Here is a 23,581-nt window from a genome sequence, read left to right on the forward strand (position 1 = left end):
ACCGCTTGTCCTCACGCCCCACCACACCTCACCGGATCTGGACGGAAACCCCCTTCATGAGCCTGCACGGTCTGCTCGACGCCGTCATCAAGGACCCGGCGCTCGCCGAAGCGGTGAAGGCCGCCACCGACGGTCACCGCACGCATGTCGATCTGGTCGGGCCGCCCGCCGCCCGGCCCTTCGCCGTCGCCGCGCTGGCGCGGGAGGCGGGGCGGACCGTGCTGGCCGTGACCGCCACCGGGCGGGAGGCGGAGGATCTGGCCGCCGCCCTGCGGTCGCTGCTCGATCCGGACACCGTCGTGGAGTACCCGTCCTGGGAGACGCTGCCGCACGAGCGGCTCTCGCCGCGTTCGGACACCGTGGGCCGGCGGCTCGCCGTGCTGCGCCGGCTCGCGCACCCGGTGGCGGACGATCCGTCGGCCGGGCCGGTCAGCGTCGTGGTCTCGCCGGTACGGTCCGTGCTCCAGCCGCAGGTCAAGGGGCTCGGCGAGCTGGTGCCCGTCGCTCTGCGCAGCGGGGAGAGCGCCGATCTGGGCGAGGTGACCGAGGCGCTGGCCGCCGCCGCGTACGCGCGGGTCGAGCTGGTCGAGAAGCGCGGCGAGTTCGCCGTGCGCGGCGGCATCCTGGACGTCTTCCCGCCCACCGAGGAGCACCCCCTCCGGGTGGAGTTCTGGGGCGACGACATCGAGGAGATCCGTTACTTCAAGGTCGCCGACCAGCGCTCCCTGGAGGTCGCCGAGCACGGGCTGTGGGCGCCGCCCTGCCGTGAGCTGCTGCTCACTCCGGAGGTACGGGAACGGGCCGCCGCGCTCGCCGAGGACCACCCCGAGCTGGGCGACCTGCTGGGCAGGATCGCCGAGGGGATCGCCGTCGAAGGCATGGAATCCCTCGCTCCGGTCCTGGTGGACGACATGGAGCTGCTGCTCGACGTCCTCCCCAAGGGCTCCATGGCGCTGGTCTGCGACCCCGAGCGGGTCCGGACCAGGGCCGCCGACCTCGTCGCGACCAGCCAGGAGTTCCTGGCGGCGTCCTGGGCGGCCGGCGCGGGCGGTGGCGAGGCGCCCATCGACGTCGGCGCGGCCTCCCTGTGGTCCGTCGCGGACGTCCGGGACCATGCCCGCGAGCTGGGCATGATGTGGTGGTCCGTCTCCCCCTTCGCGGTCGACGAGGAGCTGGGCGACGAGGCCATCACGCTCGGCATGCACGCCCCCGAGTCGTACCGGGGCGACACCGCCCGCGCCCTCGCCGACACCAAGGGCTGGCTGGCGGACGGCTGGCGGACCGTCTTCGTCACCGAGGGGCACGGCACGGCCTCCCGTACGGTCGAGGTCCTGGGCGGCGAGGGCATCGCCGCGCGGCTCGACACCCCGGGCGCGCGCACCGCGGGCGGGCTCGCCGAGATCGTCCCGGCCGTCGTCCATGTGGCGTGCGGCTCGATGGACCACGGCTTCGTCGACCCGGCGCTCAAGCTCGCCGTCCTCACCGAGACCGACCTGTCCGGGCAGAAGGCGGCCGGCAAGGACGGCGCCCGGATGCCCGCCAAGCGCCGCAAGACCATCGATCCGCTGACCCTGGAGCCGGGCGACTACATCGTCCACGAGCAGCACGGCGTGGGCCGGTACGTGGAGATGGTGCAGCGTACGGTGCAGGGCGCGACCCGCGAGTACCTGCTGGTGGAGTACGCGCCGGCCAAGCGCGGCCAGCCAGGCGACCGGCTCTACATCCCGACCGACCAGTTGGAACAGGTCACCAAGTACGTCGGCGGCGAGGCCCCGACCCTGCACCGCCTCGGCGGCGCGGACTGGACGAAGACCAAGGCGCGCGCCAAGAAGGCCGTCAAGGAGATCGCCGCCGACCTGATCAAGCTCTACTCGGCGCGGATGGCCGCCCCCGGGCACGCCTTCGGCCCCGACACCCCCTGGCAGCGCGAGCTGGAGGACGCCTTCCCGTACGTGGAGACGCCCGACCAGCTCTCCACCATCGCCGAGGTCAAGGAGGACATGGAGAAGACGGTCCCGATGGACCGGCTGATCTGCGGCGACGTCGGCTACGGCAAGACGGAGATCGCCGTACGGGCGGCCTTCAAGGCGGTCCAGGACGGCAAGCAGGTCGCGGTCCTCGTCCCCACGACGCTGCTGGTGCAGCAGCACTTCGGGACGTTCTCCGAGCGGTACGCGCAGTTCCCCGTCTCCGTGAAGGCGCTCTCGCGCTTCCAGTCGGACGCGGAGGCGAAGGCGACGCTCCAGGGGCTGCGGGAGGGCGCCGTCGACATCGTCATCGGTACGCACCGGCTGTTCTCCTCCGAAACCAAGTTCAAGGACCTGGGCCTGGTCATCGTGGACGAGGAGCAGCGCTTCGGCGTGGAGCACAAGGAGCAGCTCAAGAAGCTCCGCGCCAACGTCGACGTGCTGACCATGTCCGCGACGCCCATCCCCCGCACGCTGGAGATGGCGGTCACCGGCATCCGCGAGATGTCGACGATCACCACGCCGCCGGAGGAGCGGCATCCGGTGCTCACGTTCGTCGGACCGTACGAACAGAAGCAGATCGGCGCGGCCGTACGGCGCGAGCTGCTCCGCGAGGGCCAGGTCTTCTACATCCACAACCGGGTCGAGTCGATCGACCGCGCGGCGGCGAAGCTGCGCGAGATCGTCCCCGAGGCGCGGATCGCGACGGCGCACGGACAGATGGGCGAGGCCGCGCTGGAGAAGGTCGTGGTCGACTTCTGGGAGAAGAAGTTCGACGTGCTGGTCTCCACGACGATCGTCGAGTCCGGCATCGACATCTCGAACGCCAACACCCTGATCGTGGAGCGCGGCGACAACTTCGGCCTCTCCCAGCTCCACCAGCTCCGCGGCCGGGTCGGGCGCGGGCGCGAGCGCGGCTACTCGTACTTCCTCTACCCGCCGGAGAAGCCGCTCACGGAGACCGCGCACGAGCGGCTGGCGACCATCGCCCAGCACACGGAGATGGGCGCGGGCATGTACGTGGCGATGAAGGACCTGGAGATCCGCGGCGCGGGCAACCTGCTGGGCGGCGAGCAGTCGGGCCACATCGCGGGCGTCGGCTTCGACCTGTACGTACGCATGGTGGGCGAGGCGGTCGCGGACTACCGGGCGGCGCTGGACGGCGGGGAGCAGGAGGAGGCCCCGCTGGAGGTCAAGATCGAACTCCCGGTGGACGCGCACGTTCCGCACGACTACGCCCCGGGCGAGCGGCTGCGCCTCCAGGCGTACCGCGCGATCGCCTCCGCGAACACGGAGGCAGACATCGCCGCCGTACGGGAGGAGCTCACCGACCGTTACGGCAAGCTCCCGGAGCCGGTGGAGAACCTGCTGCTGGTGGCGGGCCTGCGGATGCTGGCTCGGGCGTGCGGGGTGGGTGAGATCGTGCTCCAGGGATCCAACATCCGCTTCGCGCCGGTGGAGTTGAGGGAGTCGCAGGAGCTGCGCCTGAAGCGGCTGCACCCCCGTACGGTCATCAAGCCGGCCGCTCACCAGATCCTGGTGCCGCGCCCGACGACGGGCAAGATCGGTGGAAAGCCGACGGTGGGGCGGGAGTTGCTGGCGTGGACGGGGGAGTTCCTGACGACGATCCTGGGCTGAGGCCGCTACGACGATCCTGGGCCGAGGGATCCTGGGCCGAGACGGGTCGCGGGGCCCGGCCGAGACCGGCCGCGGAGCCCCGCCGGCCTCCGGGAGGGGCCCGGCCGGTCCGCGGGAGGGGCCCGGCCGCCGGAGTTGTCCACAGGCCCGGCGGGCGGGTGGCCACCGGTGGCAGACTCCGTCCATGACCACTTCGGAGAAGATCACCGCGTCCGACGCGGGTACGTGGCGGCTCGGCGACCTGACCGTCAACCGGATGGGGTTCGGCGCGATGCGCCTGCCGCAGCACGGCGCGGCGTTCGGGGCCGACACCACCCCGAGCGACCGCACCCGGGCGATCGGCGTGCTGCGCCGTGCGGTGGAGCTGGGCGTGAACCACATCGACACGGCCGCGTTCTACTTCTCGCCGCTGCGCTCCGCGAACGAGCTGATCAACCGGGCGCTCGCGCCGTACCCCGAGGACCTGGTCATCACGACCAAGGTGGGGCCAGGGCGGGACCACACCGGAGAGTGGGTGTGGGCCGACACGCCGAGAGAGCTGCGCGGCCAGGTCGAGGAGAACATACGGCAGCTCGGCCGGGACCATCTCGACGTGGTGAACCTGCGCATGGGCGGAGACCGCTCGATCGCGGAACTCTTCGGCACGCTGGCCGAGTTGCGGGACGCCGGGCTCATCCGCCACCTCGGGGTCTCCAACGTGACAGCGGAACAGCTCGCCGAGGCGCGGGCCATCGCGCCGGTGGTCTGTGTGCAGAACGCGTACGGCATCGGCGCCCCGGACGGCGACGCGCTCCTGCGCCTCTGCGGTGAGCAGGGCATCGCGTTCGTGCCGTTCTTCGCGATCGCGGGGCAGGGGCGCGAGGCGGGCGCGGGCGCGGGTGCGGGGGAGAGCGCCGAACTCCTCGCCGTGGCGCGGGCGCACGACGCCTCGCCCCAGCAGATCCGCCTCGCGTGGTCCCTGTCCCGCGGCCCCCATGTCCTGGCCATCCCGGGCACCGGAAACCCGGACCACCTGACGGCCAACGTGGCGGCGGGCGCGCTGCGGTTCACGGACGAGGAGCTGGCCCGGCTGGAAGCGGTGCACCGGGGAGGGGAGAGCGAGGGCGAGGGCGAGGGCGAGGCGTCCTGACCCGACGCGCCTCAGTCGGACGGCGGTCGGACGGCGGCCGGACAGGGGTCGGGCTTCAGTCGGACGGTGGCGCGTCGTCGAGGGTCGACAGGTGGGTCGTCACATCGTCGGCGAAGCGTGACAGCAGCCGGCCGAGGTCCTGGCGGTCCTGCTCGGGCCAGTGGGCGACGGCTCCGGTGAACCAGCCGATGAGGGTGCGCGCGTAACGGTCCGCGGCCGTCGCCCCCTTGGCCGTCGGCTCGATCAGGCTGACGCGCCGGTCGTTGGGGTCGCCGATGCGGTGCACCAGGCCCCGGCGTTCCAACTGCTGGACCTGGCGGGTCACATGGGGCTGGACCACCTGCATCTTCTCCGCGATCTGGCTGATCCGCAGCGGCTTGTCGGCCAGGTGCAGGGCGACGAGCATGGAGAGAGCGGGCCGGTCCAGGGTGATCCCGGCGGTCTCGATCGCGTGCTCGACCAGTCGGCCGCGGGTGATGGCGTTGCTGAGCTGCGCGAGACGGGGCATCACGGCCAGGATGTCGTCGCCGTCGCCGGGGGTGCTGCGGTCGTCGCGGTCGTCCGGCGGTGGCGTGCTCATCACAGCTCCATTTACATACTTAATAAAAGTATCTACAGTGTAGTGGTCGGCGGCGCGCGCAGGTGCACCCTGTGCGCAGTAAACATACCTACAGTAAGTATCTATCGCGGGAGGCCCTCTGATGAACCACCGTACGATCCTCATCTCCGGCGCCAGTATCGCCGGTCCGGCCCTCGCCTACTGGCTGGTCCGCCACGGCTTCGAAGTCACCGTGGTCGAGAAGGCCCCCGCCCTCCGGGGTGGCGGATACCCCGTCGACATCCGGGGCACCGCGCGCGACGTCGTCGAGCGCATGGGGCTGCTGCCACGGCTCCGGGAGGCCCACGTGGACACCCGCAGGCTGACCTTCGTCGACCCCGACGGGGCCGTGCTGACCACCCTCCGCCCCGAGGCCGTCACCGGTGGCGCGGAGGGTCTGGATCTCGAAGTGCGCCGGGGGGACCTCGCCGACAGCCTCTACGGCGTGGTCGGCGAGCGGGCCGAGTTCCTGTTCAACGACTCGATAGCCGCCCTCCAGGAGCACGCGGACCGTGTGGAGGTCACCTTCGACAGCGGGGCCCGGCGCGTCTTCGACCTGGTGATCGGCGCCGACGGACTGCACTCCCACACCCGCGGGCTGGTCTTCGGCCCCGAAGAGCGGTTCCACCGCTACCTCGGCTACTGCTTCGCCGGCTTCACGCTCCCCAACGACCTGGGCCTCGAACACGAAGGGGTCACGTGGAACGTCCCGGGCAGGGCCGCGACCCTGTACGCCCCCACCCCCGGCAAGCCGGTGCACGGCTTCCTGACCTTCGCCCGGGACGAGCCGCCCTTCAGCGCCTTTCGTGACCCGCGGGCGCAGCGCGACCTGGTGGCCTCGATGTTCACCGACACGCGCTGGGAGATCCCCCGGATGGTGGCGGCCATGCGCGACGCCGACGACCTGTTCTTCGACGTCGTCAGCCAGATCCATATGCCCGCCTGGTCCGCCGGCCGTGTCGCCCTCGTCGGGGACGCCGCCCACGCGACCTCGTTCATGTCGGGCCAGGGGTCGAGCGTCTCCCTGGTCGGCGCCTACGTCCTGGCCGGCGAACTGGCCACCCACGCCGACCACACCGCCGCCTTCACCGCCTACGAGAAGAAGACCCGCGCGTTCGTGGAGCTGAACCAGGCGCTCGCCACGGCGGGCGGGGCCATGGTCGCGCCCCGCACCCAGGAACAGCTCGACGCGCGCAACGAGGCGCTGCGCGCCCCCGCCCGCCTTCCCTCCGGTGAGCTCGGCCGCGACGCCAACACCGCGCTCGTCCTGCCGGACTACGGTCCCACCACCCGCCCGTACGCCCCCGGCCTCCCCCAGCGGAACTGACGCTCCGTCATATGCGCACGTGGGGGGCGGTCCTGACCCCTGGGTGACGTTAAAGTGCCCAGGTGAGCAGAGTTGGGGAACACATAGCGCGGACCTGTCGTCGCGGAGGGGCCCTCGCCCTCTCCGCCCTGGTGCTGGCGGGGTGCGCGGAACCGTCGGGACCCGACGCCAAGCCCTCGCAGTCGGCGACGGGAAGCACGACCGGCGGCGGTGGCGGCGGCGCCGACGCCGGTACGTTCGGCGTCAGCCCGCTCGACAACGGCGACGGTACGAAGCCGGGGCTGGCGCCGCTGGCGTCCGACGCCGACAAGAAGGCCGGGCTGAAGATCGTCGAGCAGGTGACCACCAAGGGCCGGGGGCCCAGGACGGGCTACGACCGGAAGAAGTTCGGCTATGCCTGGATGGACACGGCGGACGGCGTGCCGCTCGCCAGGAACGGCTGCGACACCAGGAACGACCTGCTCGCCAGGGACGGGAAAGACCTCACGTACCGCTCGGGATCCGACTGCGTCGTCATCTCCATGAACCTGAACGACCCGTACACGGGCAAGGAGATCGACTGGCGCAAGGAGGCGGCGGCCAAGGTCCAGATAGACCATGTGATACCGCTCTCCTACAGCTGGCAGATGGGCGCGTCCCGGTGGGACGAGGCCAAGCGGAAGCAGCTCGCCAACGACCCGCTCAACCTCGTTCCCGTGGACGGCCCGACCAACGGCTCCAAGAGCGACTCGGGCCCGGCGTCCTGGCTGCCGCCGAGCAAGGGGATTCGCTGCTCGTACGCCGTACGGTTCGCGCAGGTCGCGCTCAAGTACGAACTGCCGGTGACCACGGCGGACAAGAAGACGATGCTGGCCCAGTGCGGCGGCTGACGTCCGTACGCACGACAAGGGACAGCGGACAGCGGTCGTGACGACGGGGTCCGGTCAGGCGCGGGCCCGGAGGAAGGCCGACGTGGAGACCTGTCCCAGCATCTCCAGCCGTGAGTCGCCGCCCGCCAGGTGCTTCTCGGTGGCCTGCTGGACACCCTGCCAGTGGGCGTCGCCGTAGTCGTCCAGGACGACGATCCCGCCGGGCGCCACGATCTCCTCGGCCCACTCCAGGTCGGCGAGGACGCCCTCCGCGGAGTGGTCGCCGTCCACGATGATCACGCCGTACTTGCGGTCGGAGACCGCCTCCCGGACCTCGGGATCGCCCGAGAAGCCCTGCTGGACCCGGGCTTCGGCGCCCGGCCTGCCGCCCAGCGCGAGGTTGGCGCGTACGACGTCCATCCGTACCGGGGTGCCGGTCGGATCGGCCGCCTGCTTCGTGCCCGGCTGGAGCTGGCTGCCCGCCAGCGGGTCCACGATCGTCAGCCGGGGTTCCGTACCCGCGCGGTGCAGCATCCGCGCCAGCGAGGCCGAGAACAGGCCGTACAGCGTGCCGATCTCCAGGACGTCCCGGTTCGGCGGGTCGAGCAGCGGCACCGTGGCGAGCTTGCCGCACACGTTCGACGTGGACCCGGCGAGCCGGCCGAGGGCCAGCGTCTCCAGGGCGATCACCTGGCGGAAGGCGACGGTGACGTTACGGCGCGCGTGCGTGGGGCTCTCGCCGGTCACCTGGGCGATCTGGCGTACGAGGGTCTCGATCTGGCCGGGGGTCGGCACCCGGGAACCGTTCCGGCCCGTCTTGTCGAACAGCAGACTGAACGCGTAACTCTGACCACGCAGTTCCGTGATCTCGCGCCGGAGGGTGTCGAGGTCGGAGCGCAGCGGTCCGGTGGATCGCCCGATGCGCCGGTCGACCAGGGCGGCGGCCGGACGAAGGATCCGCTTCGTCAGCCGGTTGCTCAGCAGAGAGGACATGCGCGGAAACTACGCCTCGTCAGGTCGCGGCGGACCACACCGCCGTGCTCAATGGGTGAAGGGTTGATGGCGCGCGGGCGACGCGTAGGGGGCGTGACGGCGGTCGGTACCGGTGGGCGGGGTGCCGTGATGTACGGGGGCGGTCCACCCCGTTGTGTCACACTCCTGGTGGTGCGGCACCCCGCCGCAGTCTGCCGTAGCCAGGGGGGAGGAGCCCGTACGCGGATGACGGTCCGTAGCCAGATGGTGCGATTCGCGCTCGTGGGAGCGGCGAACACGGGCACGTACTACGCCTTCTATCTGCTCCTGCTGACCCGGCTGCCGTACGTCGCCTCGCACCTCGTCGCGTCCGGGCTGAGCATGATCGGCTCGTTCTTCCTGAACAGTTGGTTCACCTACCGGACCCGCCCGACCTGGCGGAAGTTCCTGCTCTTCCCGCTCACCAACGCGGCGAACCTCCTCATCACCACCGTCGGCGTCTATCTGCTCGTCGACCTCGCGCACCTCGGCAGCCGGTACGCCCCGCTGATCGCGGCGGCCGGAGCGGTCCCCGTCACCTTCGTGGTCTCGCGGGCGATCATGCTGCCCCGCGACCCGGCGCCCGGCGGAGGCACACCGGGTCACGGGGCTCCGGCCCCGGGGACCACGGCCCCGGCGGCCGCTACGGCGCCGGCGGAGCCGGCAGGGAACGGGCGGTGAAGACGGGCGCGCCCGAGGCGCCGTCCGTCGCCCCGGCGCCCGGTCCGGCCTTGGCATCCGGCGCGGCCTTGGCGCTGCGCGAGAAGCGCAGGTCCAGGGAGTAGACCCGGGTCTGGTTGTCCGCGTTACGGAACAGGTAGGCCCAAGTCGGCCCCGACGCGTCGGTGTACGTGAACGCGGTCGGCTCGGTGGCCGCCTGTTCGGTGCTCGGCTGCTGCCAGGGCCGCCAGACGCCCGTGCCCTGGCTGGTCTCGCCGGTCTCGTGGACGGTGCCGTCCGTACCGAGCACCAGGACCTCGGTCACCCCGCTGGTCGGGCTGATCACCGCGGTGGGCGAGCCCTTCGCGGTGACCCCGTCGATCGGGGACCACGCCTCATACGCGCCGCCCTCGGCGGACTGGGCGGCCGTGACGACCGTCCCGTTGCCGTCGGTGGCGAAGACCCGCAGCCGGTAGCCGGGGTAGACGACGACCGCCGGGGTGCCGGTGACGCCCTGCGCGCCGAGCGTGCTCCACGCGGAGAGTGTGCCGGCCTCCTTGAACAGCGCGGTGCTCAGCACACCGGAGGCGTTCCGTCCGAAGAGCTGGATCCCGTCCCGTACGGTGGCAGCCGTGAACGGGCCCGTGAAGCCCGAGCCGGCCAGCGGCATCCACCCCATGAAGTCGACATTGGCGCGCTGCTGGATCCGGTACCAGGGCTTGCCGTCCGCGTCCGCCGCGAACTGGACGAGCAGCCCGGACGGGGTCGTCCCGGTGACGGCGTGCTGGGCCATCGCCCCGCCGAGGTTGATCCAGTTGCCCCAGTCCGCGGACGACGCGGAAGTCTGGTTGAGCTGCCAGACGCTGCCCGAGGTGTTGTGCGCGCTCAGCACGACGCGGCCGTCGGCGTGCGAGGCGAGGGACGGCTGCCCGGTGAAGGCCTCGTTGCCGGAGACCGTCGACCACTTGACGCTGTTGAAGTCGGACGGGTCGGACTGCCTGCCGTGCACCAGTCGGCCGATGTTGTCGGTGTACGCGTACTCCAGCGCGCCCGAGGAGGAGCGCATCGCGGAGCCCCGGCTGTACGGCTCCAGCGCCTGGGCCGGCGACGGCGGCGTGTGGTTGGAGTCGAGCCGGCAGGAGTCGGGGTTCGTGGACACCGAGGTGTACGCCGCCCAGCCGCTGCTCTCCACCAGCTTGTTGTAGACGGGGAAGTCCTTCGTCGTCTCGTCGTAGCGGTAGTAGCGGACCTCGCCGTTGCCCTTGACCCGGAACAGCGTGTCCCCACCGTACGAGCTCATGAACTTGGTGTCGCTCCAGTTGGCGGCGGACACCAGGACATGGCGCTCCAGCCAGCGCTGGCTGGTGTAGTCGTAGCGGGACCGGTAGAGCTTGCCGTCGGCGGCGGCGCGGCCGAACACGACACCCCGGTCACCGGCGTAGATCGCGTCGTAACGGTCCCAGCCCATGTCGACGATCTTGCCGCCCTCGTCGGCGAAGTCGTCGGCGGCGGCGTCGTAGCGCCACCAGCGCAGCCCGCCGCTGTCGGGGGAGAACGTCCAGAGGTTCCCGCCGCGGTCCATGGTGATGTCGTCGGTCCTGGTCCCGGACCGGAACTCGCTGAAGCTGGTGCTGATCTTCTTGTGGTGCACGTCCCAGGTGGCCGTCGCGCTGATGCGGTGGCTGTAGTAGATGCCGTCCGCCTTGATCCCGTAGAACGCGCCCGCGGGACCGGCCAGCATCCTGCCGTAGCCGGACCATCCGGTGTCGATGGTGGTGGCCGTGGGCAGGGCGTTGCCGACGCCCGGTGACGGCATGTCCTGGCGGAGCAGTTTGCCGGCCGTGTCGACCGCGTAGGTCGGGCCGCTGGTGTTGCAGGTGAGCGCCACGGCCGCCTGGGCCGTGCCGGGCACCGCGCCCAGCAGGGGCAGTGCGACGGCGGCCGCCATGGCGAGGGTCGTCCAACGCCCGGATCTTCGGGGCGAATTGAGAGTCATGTGCTGGACGCTAAGCGTCGCCGGGTGAACGGTGCGGTAGCGCCCACGTGAACAACAGCCTCTCGTAAGCGGCCAGTTGATGAACCTTTCGTGCCGCTCTCGACATGTCCATCACAGGTTCCTCATGCTCTGGTTGATCTTCTGCTCTGGTGGATCTTTTCGTCTCGGCTCAGTGGGGGGCCCGTGCCGGCGTACCGAAGACATGTGCGGAAGTTCCTGATGGCCCGGCTGCTCGGTGGCGGCTGGGTCAAGCTGATCGCGCTCTCCGCGATCGGCTTCGTCGCCGTCGGTACGCTGACCGTGGCCGGCGTGGGCTTCCCGCTCCTCCCCGAGCCGCTGCCCGCCGCGAAGGGGCCGGGGCAGCGCTGGGGCAGCGCCGAGGGCCGGGACCACCTCGTCGTGGACGGCGCCAACCGCACCACCGGGCAGTCGCTGCGCGCCAAGTACCCCCTGGACACCCGGCCCATGAGCCGGCCCGCCCCGGGGCGCAACACCGCCTCCGTCGCCGAGGCGCCCGCGCCCGAGGTCACCGGGTTCGACCGGAGGACCAGCAAGGAGATCGTCTCCGGGCGCGACGCCCGCACCCGTACGTACGCCAACGCGGACGGCACCGAGACCACCGAACTCTCCACCAGCCCCGTCAACTACCAGGACTCCCACGGTGACTGGCGGGCCATCGACGCGACGCTGACCGAGGCGGCCGACGGCTGGACCAACACCGCCGACTCCCTACGGGTACGCCTCGCCGGCCGGGCCGACGCCCGGCGCCTCGCGGCCCTCACCCTTTCCTCCGGCGAGTCCTTCGCGTACGGCCTGGAGGGCGCGGCCCCGGCGGAGGGCAGCGCCGGGCCCGCCGCCTCCACCACTGACTCCACCACCCCGACCGCCGACGGCCGCGTCGGCTACGACGACGTCCTCCCGGACACCGACCTCTGGCTGGACTCCCAGGCGGGCGGCGTCAAGGAGACCCTCGTCCTGCGCTCCGCCGACGCGCCCGCCGACTTCGTCTTCCCCCTGGAGCTGACCGGCCTCACCGCGCGCACCGGCGACGACGGCTCCGTCGTCCTCGCCGACACGCACAGACGTACGAAGGCGGTCATCCCCGCCGGATACATGGAGGACGGAGCCGGGGCCGTCTCACACGCCGTCCGCTACGAACTCGTCGAGCGGGCCGGCGGCGCGACGGCGCTGCGCGTCTCCGTCGACCGGGCGTGGCTGGCCGACCCGGCGCGCGTCTTCCCCGTCCTGGTCGACCCGTCCGTCGAGACGAACACCGCCACCACCTCCATGTACGTCACGCCCGGCGGCTCCGTCGTCGGCTCGAACGAACTGCGCGTCGGCAAGGGCCCCGACGGCGCCACCGCCTCGTACCTCGGCTTCCCCGGGCTCACCACCGAGCTGAGGAACCACAAGATCTTCGGCGCCCAGCTCCAGGTCGTGAACTACGACGCGGCCTCCTGCAAGCCGCGCCCCGTCACCGTCCACCCCGTCACCCAGGCGTGGACGGCGAGCACCGGCACCGGCACCGCCTACCCCGGCCCCTCGGTGGGCGCCTCCCTGGCGTCGAAGTCCTTCGCGTACGGGTACATCCCGCTCGGCTCGTCCTCCTCGGCCTGCCCCGCCGCCGGTGAGCTGTTCGACCTCGGCAAGGGCGGCCGGGACCTGGTGCAGGGGTGGGCGGACGGCAGCCGGCCCAACCACGGTCTTTCCCTGCGCGCCTCGGCCACCGACGCGCTCGGCTTCAAGAAGTTCACCGGGCACGCCTCCGCCAACCCGCCGAAGCTGTTCGTCACGCACTCCCCGTACAACGCGACGTACACCTTCCCGAAGCCGGTGCCCGACCCGCCGGTGCTCCAGAACCAGGCGGGCAAGGTCAAGGTCACCGTCACCAACAAGGGCGCCGAGACCTGGACCGCGAGCGGCTACTACCTCGCCTACCGGGCCTTCGACTCCAAGGGCAAGCTCGTCACGCAGCAGCGCGCCGCCAATGTCACCGGCCAGGTCGCCAACGGCGGCCGCATCACCTTCGACGCGACGATCAAGGCGCTGCCGCCCGGCACCTACATGCTCGACTTCACGATGGTCCGCACCGGCGGCAAGGTCTTCACCGACGAGCAGGTGGCGCCCGGCCGCCTCGTCCTCCAGGTCTTCGACATCGCGCCGGTGGTGAAGGAACAGTTCCCGCCCAACGGCTACCAGGCGCAGACCCTCACCCCGCAACTCTGGGCGAGCGGGGTCGACGTGGACGCGCCGCCCGGCTCCTCGCTCCAGTACAAGTTCGAGATCTGCACCGCCGACAAGGACGGCAAGCCGACCGCCTGCACCACTTCCGCGTACCAGACGGGCTCCGCCTACACCGTGCCCGCCGGGCGGCTGACCTGGGGCACCACCTACCTGTGGCGCGGCTTCGTCAAGGACGCGTCGAACGAGGTGCCGACCGCGCAGGTCGCGCTGGTCGCCGCCGTGCCGCAGCCCGAGATCACCTCGCGGCTCGCCGAGGCGCAGGGCAAGGAGTTCGACCCGAACGCCGGTAACTTCACCACGGCCGCCGTCGACGCCTCCGTGGCCGGGACGGGCCCGGACCTGACGCTCGTACGGACGTACAACAGCCTGGACCCGCGGCGCGACGCCGCCTTCGGCGCGGGCTGGTCGACGCGGTACGACATGCGGCTCACCCCCGACGGCGACGGCACGGGCAACGTCGTCGTGCGCTACCCGGACGGCCAGGACGTCCGCTTCGGCAGGAACGCCGACGGTACGTTCGCGCCGCCGCCCGGCCGGTTCGCCAAGCTGACCACGGACGCCACCGCCGGAACGTTCCGGCTCCAGGACAAGTCCGGCACGGTGTACGACTTCAGCTCCGCCGGGCTCCTGGTCAAGATCACCGACCCGTTCTCCACCGCCGTCACCTACACCTACTCGGGCGGGAAGCTGTCGACGGCCGTCAACGCCCGCACCGGCCGCTCCCTCACCTTCACCTGGACCGGCGCCCACGTCACCAAGGTCGCCACCAACGCCGTCGACGGAGCGGCCCTGAGCTGGACGTACACCTACACCGGGGACCGGCTGGACACCGCCTGCGACCCGGCGGGCGGCTGCACCCGGTACGGCTACGGCACCGGCAGCCACTACCGCACCACCGTCCTCGACGCCCGCCCGGAGTCGTACTGGCGGCTCGGCGAGGCGGAGGGCACCGCCGCGAACAGTGCCGTCGAGGTCAACCTCGGCAAGGACCGCGGCACCTACACCGACGTCACGCTCGGCGCGGCGGGCGGCATCGCCGGCGACCCGGGCACGGCCGCGGGCTTCAACGGCACCACCTCCCGCGTCGACCTGCCCTCGGGCACCCTCAAGAAGAGCCGGGACGCGGCGGTCGAGGTCTGGTTCAAGACCATCGCGTCGGGTGTCGGCGGCCCCCTCGTCGGCTACCAGAACAAGGCGTGGGGCACCGCGCCGACCAGCGGCGCGCCCCTGCTCTACGTCGGTACGGACGGCAAGCTGCGCGGCCAGTTCTGGACCGGCACCGCCGCGCCCATCACCGACATCACCAAGAACGTCAACGACGGGAACTGGCACCACGCGGTGCTCTCCGTCTCCGGCGCCACCCAGAGCCTCTACCTGGACGGCAAGCTCTCCGGCACCCTCACCGGACAGCTGAGCCAGAACGACCTGACGTACAACCAGATCGGCGCGGCCCGCCCCGCCTCCCCGGCCTCCTGGCCGGGCTGGGGCGCCACCGCCGCCAAGTCCTTCGCCGGGAGCATCGACGAGGCCGCCGTCTACCACCACCCGCTGGGCGCGGCGGCCGTCTCCGGCCACTACCGCGAGGGCGGACGGGCGGCGGAACCACTGACCTCGACGACCCTGCCGTCCGGCCGGACCGCCGCCGAGATCCAGTACGACGCCTCCCGCGACCGGGTCGAGGAGTACACCGACCGCAACGGCGGCACCTGGAAGATCGGCACCCCCGCGGTCTTCGGCAACGACCGGGAGCTGCGGCGCACCGTCGAGGTCCACGACCCGCTGGACGCCCCGTACTTCTACGAGTACGACGGTCTGACCTCGCGGATGCTGCGCTACGGCGAGCCGATGGCCCTCGGTGTCCGCGCCTCCGACACGCCGTCCGGGACCGATCCGCCGGAGCCGCCGGGGCAGATCTGCACCGAGCCCGACCCGGGCGACCCGGCGTTCTGCACCAACCCGCCCGGCGACGGCGGCAGCGAACCCGACTTCATCCGGCACCCCGCCGACGGCGTGGCCATCCGGACGTTCGGCTACGACGACAAGGGATTCCAGACGCGGATCACCAACGAGAACGGTGACAGCGTCGCCCTGGGGTACGACGACCGGGGCAACGTGGTCCGCCGGACGACCTGCCGGAGCAAGGACGACTGCCAGACCTCGTACACCACCTACCCGGTGGCGTCCGGCGACTTCGACCTGCGGGCCGACCAGCCGTCCGAGACCCGTGACGGCCGCTCCGGCGGCCCGACGGACAACACGTACCGCACCCAGTACCAGTACAACGACAAGGGCGCGCTGCTCAGCCAGACCGCGCCCGACGGCGGCACCGTCCGCCACACGTACACCACCGGCGCCGAACCGGCCGTCGACGGCGGCAACACGGCGACCGGGCTGCCGCTGACCACCACCGACCCGCTCGGCAAGATCACCCGCTACCGGTACTTCAAGAGCGGTGACCTGGCGCAACTGACCGAGCCCTCCGGCCAGATCACCAAGTACACGTACGACACGCTGGGCCGCAAGCTCACCGAGACGACCGTCTCGGACGCCCGGCCGGCCGGGGTCACCACGACCTTCACCTACGACAAGCTCTCCCGGGCCACCACCGTCACCGACCCCGTCGCGACCAACGCCGTCACCCTCGGCAGGCACCAGCAGCGGACCACCTCCGCCTACGACGCCGACGGCAACGTGGTGCGCACCGAGGTCGGCGACCTGCTCGGCGGCGACACCACCCGCGTGATGACCTTCGCCCTCGACGACCGGGGCCGGCCCGAGACGGTCACCGACGCCGAAGGCAGCGAGACCTCGTACACCTACGACGTCCTCGGCAACCGGACCTCCATGGTCGACGCCAACGGCAACCACTTCGACTACCTCTTCACCGCGCGCAACATGGCGGCGGAGACCCGGCTGCGTGACTGGGAGGACGACGGCGGGGACGACGACGAAACCGTCCTGGAGTCGTTCGCGTACGACATGGCCGGACGCGTCGCCAGGAACACCGACTCGATGGGCCGCACCGTCGCCTACGACTACTACGGCGACGACCTGATCAAGTCCGTCACCCTCAAGGACTTCCACAACCCCGACGGCACCAAGCGCGATGTCGTCGTCGAGGCCAACACCTACGACGGCGCGGGCAACGTCCTCACCGAGACGGCGGGCAACGGCAAGCTCGTCACGCAGTACACCTACGACGCGGTCGGCCGGACGAAGTCCACGGTCACCGACCCGAGCGGGGTGGGCCGCCGCACCACCCTCACCTACGACCTCGCGGGCAACGTGAAGGTATCCGCCTCCTCGGGGCTCGCGTCCAACGTGCCGTGGCCGGTGAGCGTCAACCCGGAGACCGTCAGCTACCTGTACGACGACGCGGGCAACGCCGTCCAGGAGACCGTCGAGAACGGCGCCGCCTCGCGCACCACGAAGTACACCTACGACCAGCGCGGGCTGACCACCTCACAGACCGACCCGGGCGGCCGCACGACGGAGTTCCTCTACGACGAGCTGGGCCGGCCGCTGGCCACCAAGGCGCCCGAGGTCACCACGGAGTCCGGCGGCTCGGCCCCCGTCAGGACCCGGCCCACGAGCTGGACCGGGTACGACACCTTCGGCGCGGCGACCGAGTCCGTGGACGCGCTCGGCAACACCAACCGCTCCACGTACGACCGGCTCGGCCGGCTGCTCACCACCACGGCGCCCGCCTACACGGCGCCCGGCAGCAGCACGCCCGTCACCCCGACCGTCACCAACACCTATGACGCGCTGGGCAATGTGACCGGGTCGACCGACCCGCTCGGCCGGATCACCCGCTACACCTACGACCGGCAGAACCGGCTCATGACCCGGGACGAACCGACCGGCTCCGGCCCCGGCGACGACCGGGCCCGCTGGTCGTACACGTACACCCGCACCGGCGAGGTCCTCTCGGTCACCGACCCGAACGGGGCGCGCGCCGAGACGACGTACGACGACATGGACCGGCCGGTCACCACGACCCAGCTCGAACGCGCCCCGGAGCCCGGCTCCTTCACCACCCGCAACGAGTACGACGACGCGGGCAACGTGGTGCGGCAGACCGCACCGGGCGGCGGCGTCGGCCAGTTCGGCTACGACGGCATCGGCCAGCTCACCCGGCTCACGGACCCGGCGGGGGTGGTCACCCAGTTCGGGTACGACATCGCCGGGCGCGAGGTGCGCCGCAGCGACGGCGAGGGCCGGACCTCGTCGAAGCTGTACGACGGGCTCGGCCAGCTGGTCAGGGACGCCGACCTGGACGCGTCCCACAGCGAGCTGCGCAAGGTCGGATACGGCTACGACCAGGCGGGCAACCTGATCAGCGCGACCGACGCGCAGGGCCGCAGCACGACGTACGCCTATGACGCGCTGGACCGGCTGAGCAGCCAGACCGAGCCGGTCTCGGACACCAAATCGATCACCACCTCCTTCGGGTACGACGCCCTCGGCAACCGCACCCGCTACACCGACGGGCGCGGCAACAGCACCCTCTACACGGTGAACACGCTCGGGCTGCCCGAATCCGTCGTGGAGCCGTCGACCGCGCGCGACCCGTCGCCCGCCGACCGCACCTGGACGACGGCGTACGACGCGACCGGCCAGGCCGTACGGGTCACCGCGCCCGGCGGCGTCACCCGTGAGCGGGAGTACGACAAGGCGGGGAACCTGCTCCGCGAGAGCGGCGCGGGCGCGGAGGCGGCCACGGCGGAGAAGCGCTACGGCTACGACCCGGCGGGCCGGCTCACCACGGCCTCGTCCGCCAAGGGCGACAACACGTACGCGTACAACGACCGGGGCCTGCTGCTGAAGGCGACCGGCCCCTCGGGCGACGCCTCGTACACGTACAACAGCGACGGCCTGCTGACCGCCCGTACCGACGCCGCGGGAACCGCGTCCTTCACCTACGCGCGGCAGCAACTGGCCTCGGCCAAGGACCCGCTGACCGGGGTGCAGCAGAGCTACGGCTACGACGGCTCGGGCGCGGTGGACCGCGTCGACTACGGCGCGGGCCAGTCGCGCGCGTACAGCTACGACGATCTGGGCCGGCTCGACACCGACACGGTGAAGAGCAGCGGCGGCGCGACCGTCGCGTCCACCGACTACGACTACGACAACGACGACCGCCTCACCGGCAAGACGACCACCGGCACGGCCGACGCGGGCAGGAACACCTACGGCTACGACCAGGCGGGCCGCCTCACGTCCTGGACGGCGGACGGCACGACGACCGAGTACGGCTGGGACGACAGCGGCAACCGGGTCGAGAACGGAACCAGGACCGCAAGCTTCGACGAACGCAACCGCCTCCTGACCGACGGCGACTACACCTACGACTACACGGCGCGCGGCACCCTTGCCTCCCGCACCAGCTCCGGCCTGACAGAAGAATTCACCTTCGACGCCTTCGACCGCATGACCAAGGGCGGCGAGTCCGGGACGGCGTACACCTACGACGCGCTCGACCGCGTCGCCACCCGCGACGGCAACGACTTCACCTACGCGGGCTTCGCCCCCGACCCGGTGAAGGACAACTCGGCGACCTACGGCCGGGGCGCGGCGGACGAACTGCTCTCGGTGGCCGAGGGCGGCCCGGCGCAGCTGTCGGTCACCGACCAGCACGGCGATGTGGTCGGCGGCATGTCCCCGACGAACGGCGCGTCGGCGTCCCTGGCCTCCTCGACGGCGTACGACCCGTTCGGGCGGACCCTCGCCACCTCGGCGGCCGAACCACCCGGCAGCGCGGGCTTCCAGGGCGACTGGACCGACCCGGAGACCGACCAGGTCAACATGGGCGCGCGCTGGTACGACCCGGGCACGGGCACCTTCGACTCACGGGACGCCTATACGTACGCGGCGGGCGCGTCGATCCTCGCCAACCGGTACGCGTACGGGGCGGGCGCGCCGCTGGACTTCACGGACCCGGACGGCAACTGGCCGAGCTGCGGCTGGTGCAAGAAGGTCTACAACAAGGTCAAGAACAGCAAGGCCGTCCGTACGGTGACCAAGGCGGCCAGGACGGTGTGGAAGGCCGCGGTGTACACCGTGCGCCATCCGCTCTCCGCGCTGAAGATCGCCACGAAGGCGCTGGGCCGCGCCGCGAGCTGGGTCTACCAGAAGTCCGGGCTCAAGACGGTCGTCAACGCGGTGGCGAGCGCGACCCGATGGGTCGGCAACAAGATCAGCGCGGCGGCGAAGAGCAGCGGCGAATGGCTCAGGGAGAAAGCGGCCGAGGCCCAGCGCCAGTACCGCGCGGCCCGGGCGGCGATCACCCGCAAGGCCAAGTCGGCCGCGGCGTACGTGGCCCGGCACAACCCGATCCCGGACATCGTCGCGGCGGCGAAACCCCTGATGGCGGTGGCCGCGGCGATCGTCACGGCCAATCCCAACCTCCCGGCGATCATCGTCTCGGCGACCCGTGACGTCATCGCGGACGTCGCCAAGGTGACGAACGCGATCCGGGACGCGGCGGTCGAGCAGATGGGCAACGTCGTCGAGACCGTGTCTGCGGCCGTCGACTACGCGATCGACATCGCCCCCGCGGTCTGGGACGGGGTGAAGACGGTCGGCAATGTCGTCGGCGAGGTCACCGGCTTCAACGACATCAAGAACTGCGTCACCAAGGGCGACATGGAGGCCTGCGCCTGGGCCGTCGCCACGGTGGGCGGCCTGGCCCTGGGCGGCGTCGGCGCGGGCGCGGTCCGGGCGGCGAAGGCCGGCCGGATGGGCATGAAGGCGATGAAGTACGCGGACGACATCGCGAAGGCAGGCCAGAAGCTCGAAAGGGTCGAGAACGCGGTGGACAAGGCCGAGACGGCCGTCTCCTGCGCGACGACGGCGGCGGCCCTGGCCGGCAACAGCTTCCTGCCGGGCACGGAAGTGGTGATGGCCGACGGGACGCGTAAACCGATCGAGCAGGTCGGGACCGGCGACGAGGTCAGGGCCACCGACCCGACGACGGGCCGCACTTCCGCGCAGGAGGTCACCGCGACGATCGAGGGCAAGGGCCTGAAGAAGCTGGTCGAGATCACGGTCGACACGGACGGCGCCAAGGGCGACGCCACCGACACGATCACGGCCACGGAGGGCCACTCCTTCTGGGTGCCCGACCTGAAGAAGTGGCAGAAGGCCGGCGAACTGAAGCCGGGCCAGTGGCTCAGCACCGGCGCCGGCAGCTGGGTACAGGTCGACGCGGTCCAGGGGTGGACGCAGCAGGCGGCGGTCTACAACCTGAGCGTCGACCGGGCGCACACCTACTACGTACTGGCGGGGGCCAAGCCGGTACTCGTCCACAACTGCACCGACCTCGCCGACGCCACGGACTTCGACCTGAGCGTCGCCGCCCTGCGCCCCATTCCCCCCAAGAAGGGGAAGGCATTCCAGTACGAGTACGACATGACGGAGGCGGGCAGGGCCCTGCAGAAGCACACCGATCCGGTCAAGCGGACGCCGGAACATGTCACGAAGTATGCTCCGTTCCTCGGTGGTGCCAACCGCCTCACCAACAAGGGTGCGCTGAACAGGGGTGGCGTGGACCTCCTGGGTGAGCTGCTCGGAAATCCGGCCGCGACGAGAACCGTCGAACCCTCGACGGCCCACTACGGCGGGTCGGTCCTGGACGTCATCGATTCGGCCACGGGACGCGGTGCCAGGTGGAGCAGACGCGGGGGCGGAATCCAGTTCGAGGGGTGGTTGTGAGAGGTTTCTCGGTTCAGGGGCGTGACTACGCCGCGCTGATCATTCTGGGTGACGACGACTTCGAGGCGATGGAAGTCGTCGAGATGACCGACGGGGTGCGGGGGAGCCTCCTCCTGGAGTTCCGGGTGGACGCGCACTCGGCCCGCCTGACCTTCATCCGCCCGGAGATCGAGATTCCGCTTCTCCGGGCCTCCCTCAGGATCTTCGAGGAGGAGTTCCTGGAGCCGAGGAGGGCGGGGGAGCCGGGGGGCCTGCCCTCCCCGCCCTGACGCCGCCGGTGTCGGGGCCGGCCGCAAGCAGATCCAGCAGCCCCGCGCGCAGGCCGCCGAGGGGTAGCGGGGGTGGGTCGGTGGTTGGCGGGTTGCCGTGGGCGAACGGGTCCGCGTCCTGGACGTCGGTCCCTGAGGGCGGGAGGCGGCGGCCCCGCGTCGGTACGTGCCCCGATCCGCTCGTGAATCGTTGGTCGAAGCAGTGGCCTGCGCCACGTCCACTGCCTACCATCGATCACTGCAAGGTCTTGTGCATCGCCGCACAATCACGCCGGGAGGCCCCCTTTGCACCGCCGCCGTCGCACCGCGCTCTCCTTGTCCGTCGCCCTGCTCGCCGCGGCCCCGCTGCTCACCGCCTGCGGCGGTGACACCCATCCCGGAGCGGCGGCGGTCGTCGGCGGGCAGCGGATCGAGGTGTCCACGCTCCAGTCCGCGGTACGGGATGTACGGGACGCGCAGCGGGCCACACCGGAGTCCGCCCAGCTCATCAAGGACACCGCGCAGCTCAGCCAGGCCAAGCTGAACGGCATGATCTTCGACAGGGTGCTCCAGCGCGCCGCCGACGACGCCGGGGTCGGCGTCAGCCGCAAGGAGATCCAGGACACCCGTGCGCGGGCCGCCGTGCAGTCGGGCGGGGAGAAGCGGTTCGCCGCGATGCTGCTCCAGCAGGGCGCGCTCTCCTCGGGGCAGATCGACGCCGCGATCCGCCGCGAGGTGCTGCTGACCAAGGTCGCGGGTGCGTTCGGCGCGAACACCTCGACCCCGGAGGGGCAGCAGAAGGTGCTCGCCGAACTGACGAGGACGTCGAAGGAGATGGGTATCGACGTCAATCCGCGGTACGGAAGCTGGAACGACCAGGAGGTGCGGCTCGGCGAGACCAAGACGCCGTGGATCACCCAGGTCACCCGCCAGGCACCGGAGCAGCAGCCCCCGGACGCCTGACGCCCGACCTCCGTCCGTACGTACGTTCGGGTCGTGATGCCCGTGGGTCGGGCGGGGTCCGGGCGGAGGTAGGTTCGAGAGGTGACAGACGAAGCTTCCGCAGCCCCCGGCCGTATCGTCCTGCTGACCGCCAGCCACCGGGTCGCGCCCGGCCTGCTGTCCTGGCCCGCCTGGCGGACGCTGCACGCCGCCGACCGCGTGGTGTGCGCCGACGCCGGTCATCCGCAGTTGCCGTATCTGCGCGAGGCCGGCGTCACCGTCGAGCACACCGCGCCCGGCGCGCAGGACCTGGTCGACGCGTGCGCCGGCGGCCGTACCGTCGTGGTGATCCCCGCCGCCGACGGGGACGGGACGGACGCGAGGCTGACGGACGGCCTCGCGCGGCTGGCTGGATCGGGCCGGGTCCGGATGCCGGACCTGGAGCTGCTGCCCGGATCGTACGACCTGCCGGGCGCCCGGCTCCTCGATCTCGTCCAGGTCATGGACCGGATCAGGAACGAGTGCCCCTGGTCGTCCGGCCAGACGCACGAGGGGCTCGCGAAGTACGCCATCGAGGAGGCGTACGAACTGGTCGAGGCGATCGAGGACGGCGACGCCGACGAACTGCGCGAGGAGCTGGGGGACGTCCTCCTCCAGGTCGTCTTCCACGCCCGGATCGCCCAGGAGGGCCCGGTAGGGGAAGAGGAGGAAGAGGGGGACGACGGGGAGGGGGACGGGAAGAGCGGGGCGTTCTCCATCGACGACGTCGCGGGCACCATCGTCGAGAAGTTGATCCACCGCCACCCCCATGTCTTCGGTGACGAGAGCGCCGACACCCCCGAGGAGGTCAAGGCGCACTGGCTCCGGATGAAAGCGGTCGAGAAGCGGCGCGCATCGGTCACCGACGGCGTACCACTCGGTCAGCCGGGGCTCGCCCTCACCGCGAAGCTCGCGAGCCGCGCCCGTACCGCCGGTCTGGAGGTCGCGCTCCCGGAGGGCGAGTCCATCGGATACGAGCTGCTGGCCCTGGCCGTACGGGCGGACGAGGCGGGCGTCGACCCGGAGACGGCGCTGCGCGCGGCGGCGCGTGTATATAGGGACAGGATTCTGGCCGCCGAGCGTGCGCCCGAGGGCACACCGGGCGCGTAAGGCGCGTAAGGCGCGTAAGGCAGACGGGGCGCGTGGGGCCGCCCCTCGGGCGCCGGGCGCGCTCTGCCCGTACGCGCCCCTCCGGCCGTGACCGTACGGTGCAGCGGT

General features: G+C 71.4%; 12 protein-coding genes. 9 read left to right on the forward strand and 3 right to left on the reverse strand.

Annotated elements, in window-relative coordinates; translation table 11 throughout:
• Positions 1-56: 56 nt before the first annotated feature.
• Positions 57-3,605: a transcription-repair coupling factor gene (mfd, locus tag ACIBJC_RS14495; protein ID WP_399291969.1), complete on the forward strand. Its 3,549-nt coding sequence runs from the start codon at positions 57-59 to the stop codon at positions 3,603-3,605.
• A 184-nt stretch (positions 3,606-3,789) separates the two neighbouring features.
• The gene (locus tag ACIBJC_RS14500; protein ID WP_399291971.1) at positions 3,790-4,734 is read left to right on the forward strand and encodes an oxidoreductase; all 945 of its coding nucleotides are present in this window, start codon (positions 3,790-3,792) and stop codon (positions 4,732-4,734) included.
• 55 nt (positions 4,735-4,789) lie between these two features.
• Here ACIBJC_RS14500 and ACIBJC_RS14505 read toward each other — a convergent pair whose 3' ends face one another.
• A complete protein-coding gene (locus tag ACIBJC_RS14505; protein WP_399291973.1) occupies positions 4,790-5,314 on the reverse strand; it encodes a MarR family winged helix-turn-helix transcriptional regulator in 525 nt (174 codons plus the stop codon).
• 121 nt (positions 5,315-5,435) lie between these two features.
• Between ACIBJC_RS14505 and ACIBJC_RS14510 the strand changes: the two genes are divergently transcribed.
• Positions 5,436-6,659 (forward strand): FAD-dependent monooxygenase, encoded by a 1,224-nt coding sequence (locus ACIBJC_RS14510; protein WP_399291974.1) that lies wholly within the window; start codon positions 5,436-5,438, stop codon positions 6,657-6,659.
• A gap of 62 nt (positions 6,660-6,721) precedes the next feature.
• Positions 6,722-7,528, forward strand: a complete 807-nt coding sequence (locus ACIBJC_RS14515; RefSeq protein WP_399291976.1) for an HNH endonuclease family protein — start codon at positions 6,722-6,724, stop codon at positions 7,526-7,528.
• 54 nt (positions 7,529-7,582) lie between these two features.
• On the opposite strand, the gene ACIBJC_RS14520 is transcribed toward ACIBJC_RS14515, so the two are convergent.
• Complete coding sequence (locus ACIBJC_RS14520; protein WP_399291978.1) at positions 7,583-8,500, reverse strand: class I SAM-dependent methyltransferase; 918 nt, start codon at positions 8,498-8,500, stop codon at positions 7,583-7,585.
• A gap of 225 nt (positions 8,501-8,725) precedes the next feature.
• Here ACIBJC_RS14520 and ACIBJC_RS14525 point away from each other — a divergent pair, with 225 nt between their 5' ends.
• Entirely contained in the window at positions 8,726-9,199 is a 474-nt protein-coding gene (locus tag ACIBJC_RS14525) for a GtrA family protein (protein ID WP_399291980.1), read from the forward strand.
• Here the strand turns inward: ACIBJC_RS14525 and ACIBJC_RS14530 are convergent.
• Positions 9,162-11,174 (reverse strand): tachylectin-related carbohydrate-binding protein, encoded by a 2,013-nt coding sequence (locus tag ACIBJC_RS14530; RefSeq protein ID WP_399291981.1) that lies wholly within the window; start codon positions 11,172-11,174, stop codon positions 9,162-9,164. The two genes, ACIBJC_RS14525 and ACIBJC_RS14530, sit on opposite strands and share 38 nt — an antisense overlap.
• 204 nt (positions 11,175-11,378) lie before the next feature.
• Here ACIBJC_RS14530 and ACIBJC_RS14535 point away from each other — a divergent pair, with 204 nt between their 5' ends.
• From ACIBJC_RS14535 to ACIBJC_RS14550, 4 genes are all read left to right on the forward strand, one after another.
• The gene (locus ACIBJC_RS14535; RefSeq protein ID WP_399291983.1) at positions 11,379-21,134 is read left to right on the forward strand and encodes a LamG-like jellyroll fold domain-containing protein; all 9,756 of its coding nucleotides are present in this window, start codon (positions 11,379-11,381) and stop codon (positions 21,132-21,134) included.
• Entirely contained in the window at positions 21,131-21,403 is a 273-nt protein-coding gene (locus tag ACIBJC_RS14540) for a hypothetical protein (protein ID WP_399291985.1), read from the forward strand. Before ACIBJC_RS14535 ends, ACIBJC_RS14540 begins: the two co-directional genes overlap by 4 nt.
• A 285-nt stretch (positions 21,404-21,688) precedes the next feature.
• A complete protein-coding gene (locus ACIBJC_RS14545; protein WP_399291987.1) occupies positions 21,689-22,345 on the forward strand; it encodes a SurA N-terminal domain-containing protein in 657 nt (218 codons plus the stop codon).
• An 81-nt stretch (positions 22,346-22,426) separates the two neighbouring features.
• Positions 22,427-23,473 carry a nucleoside triphosphate pyrophosphohydrolase gene (locus ACIBJC_RS14550; RefSeq protein WP_399291989.1) on the forward strand — a complete coding sequence of 349 codons (1,047 nt, stop codon included), beginning with the start codon at positions 22,427-22,429 and terminating at the stop codon, positions 23,471-23,473.
• Positions 23,474-23,581: the final 108 nt, after the last annotated feature.

The organism is Streptomyces sp. NPDC050509, from assembly GCF_044457965.1.
Classification (GTDB): domain Bacteria; phylum Actinomycetota; class Actinomycetes; order Streptomycetales; family Streptomycetaceae; genus Streptomyces.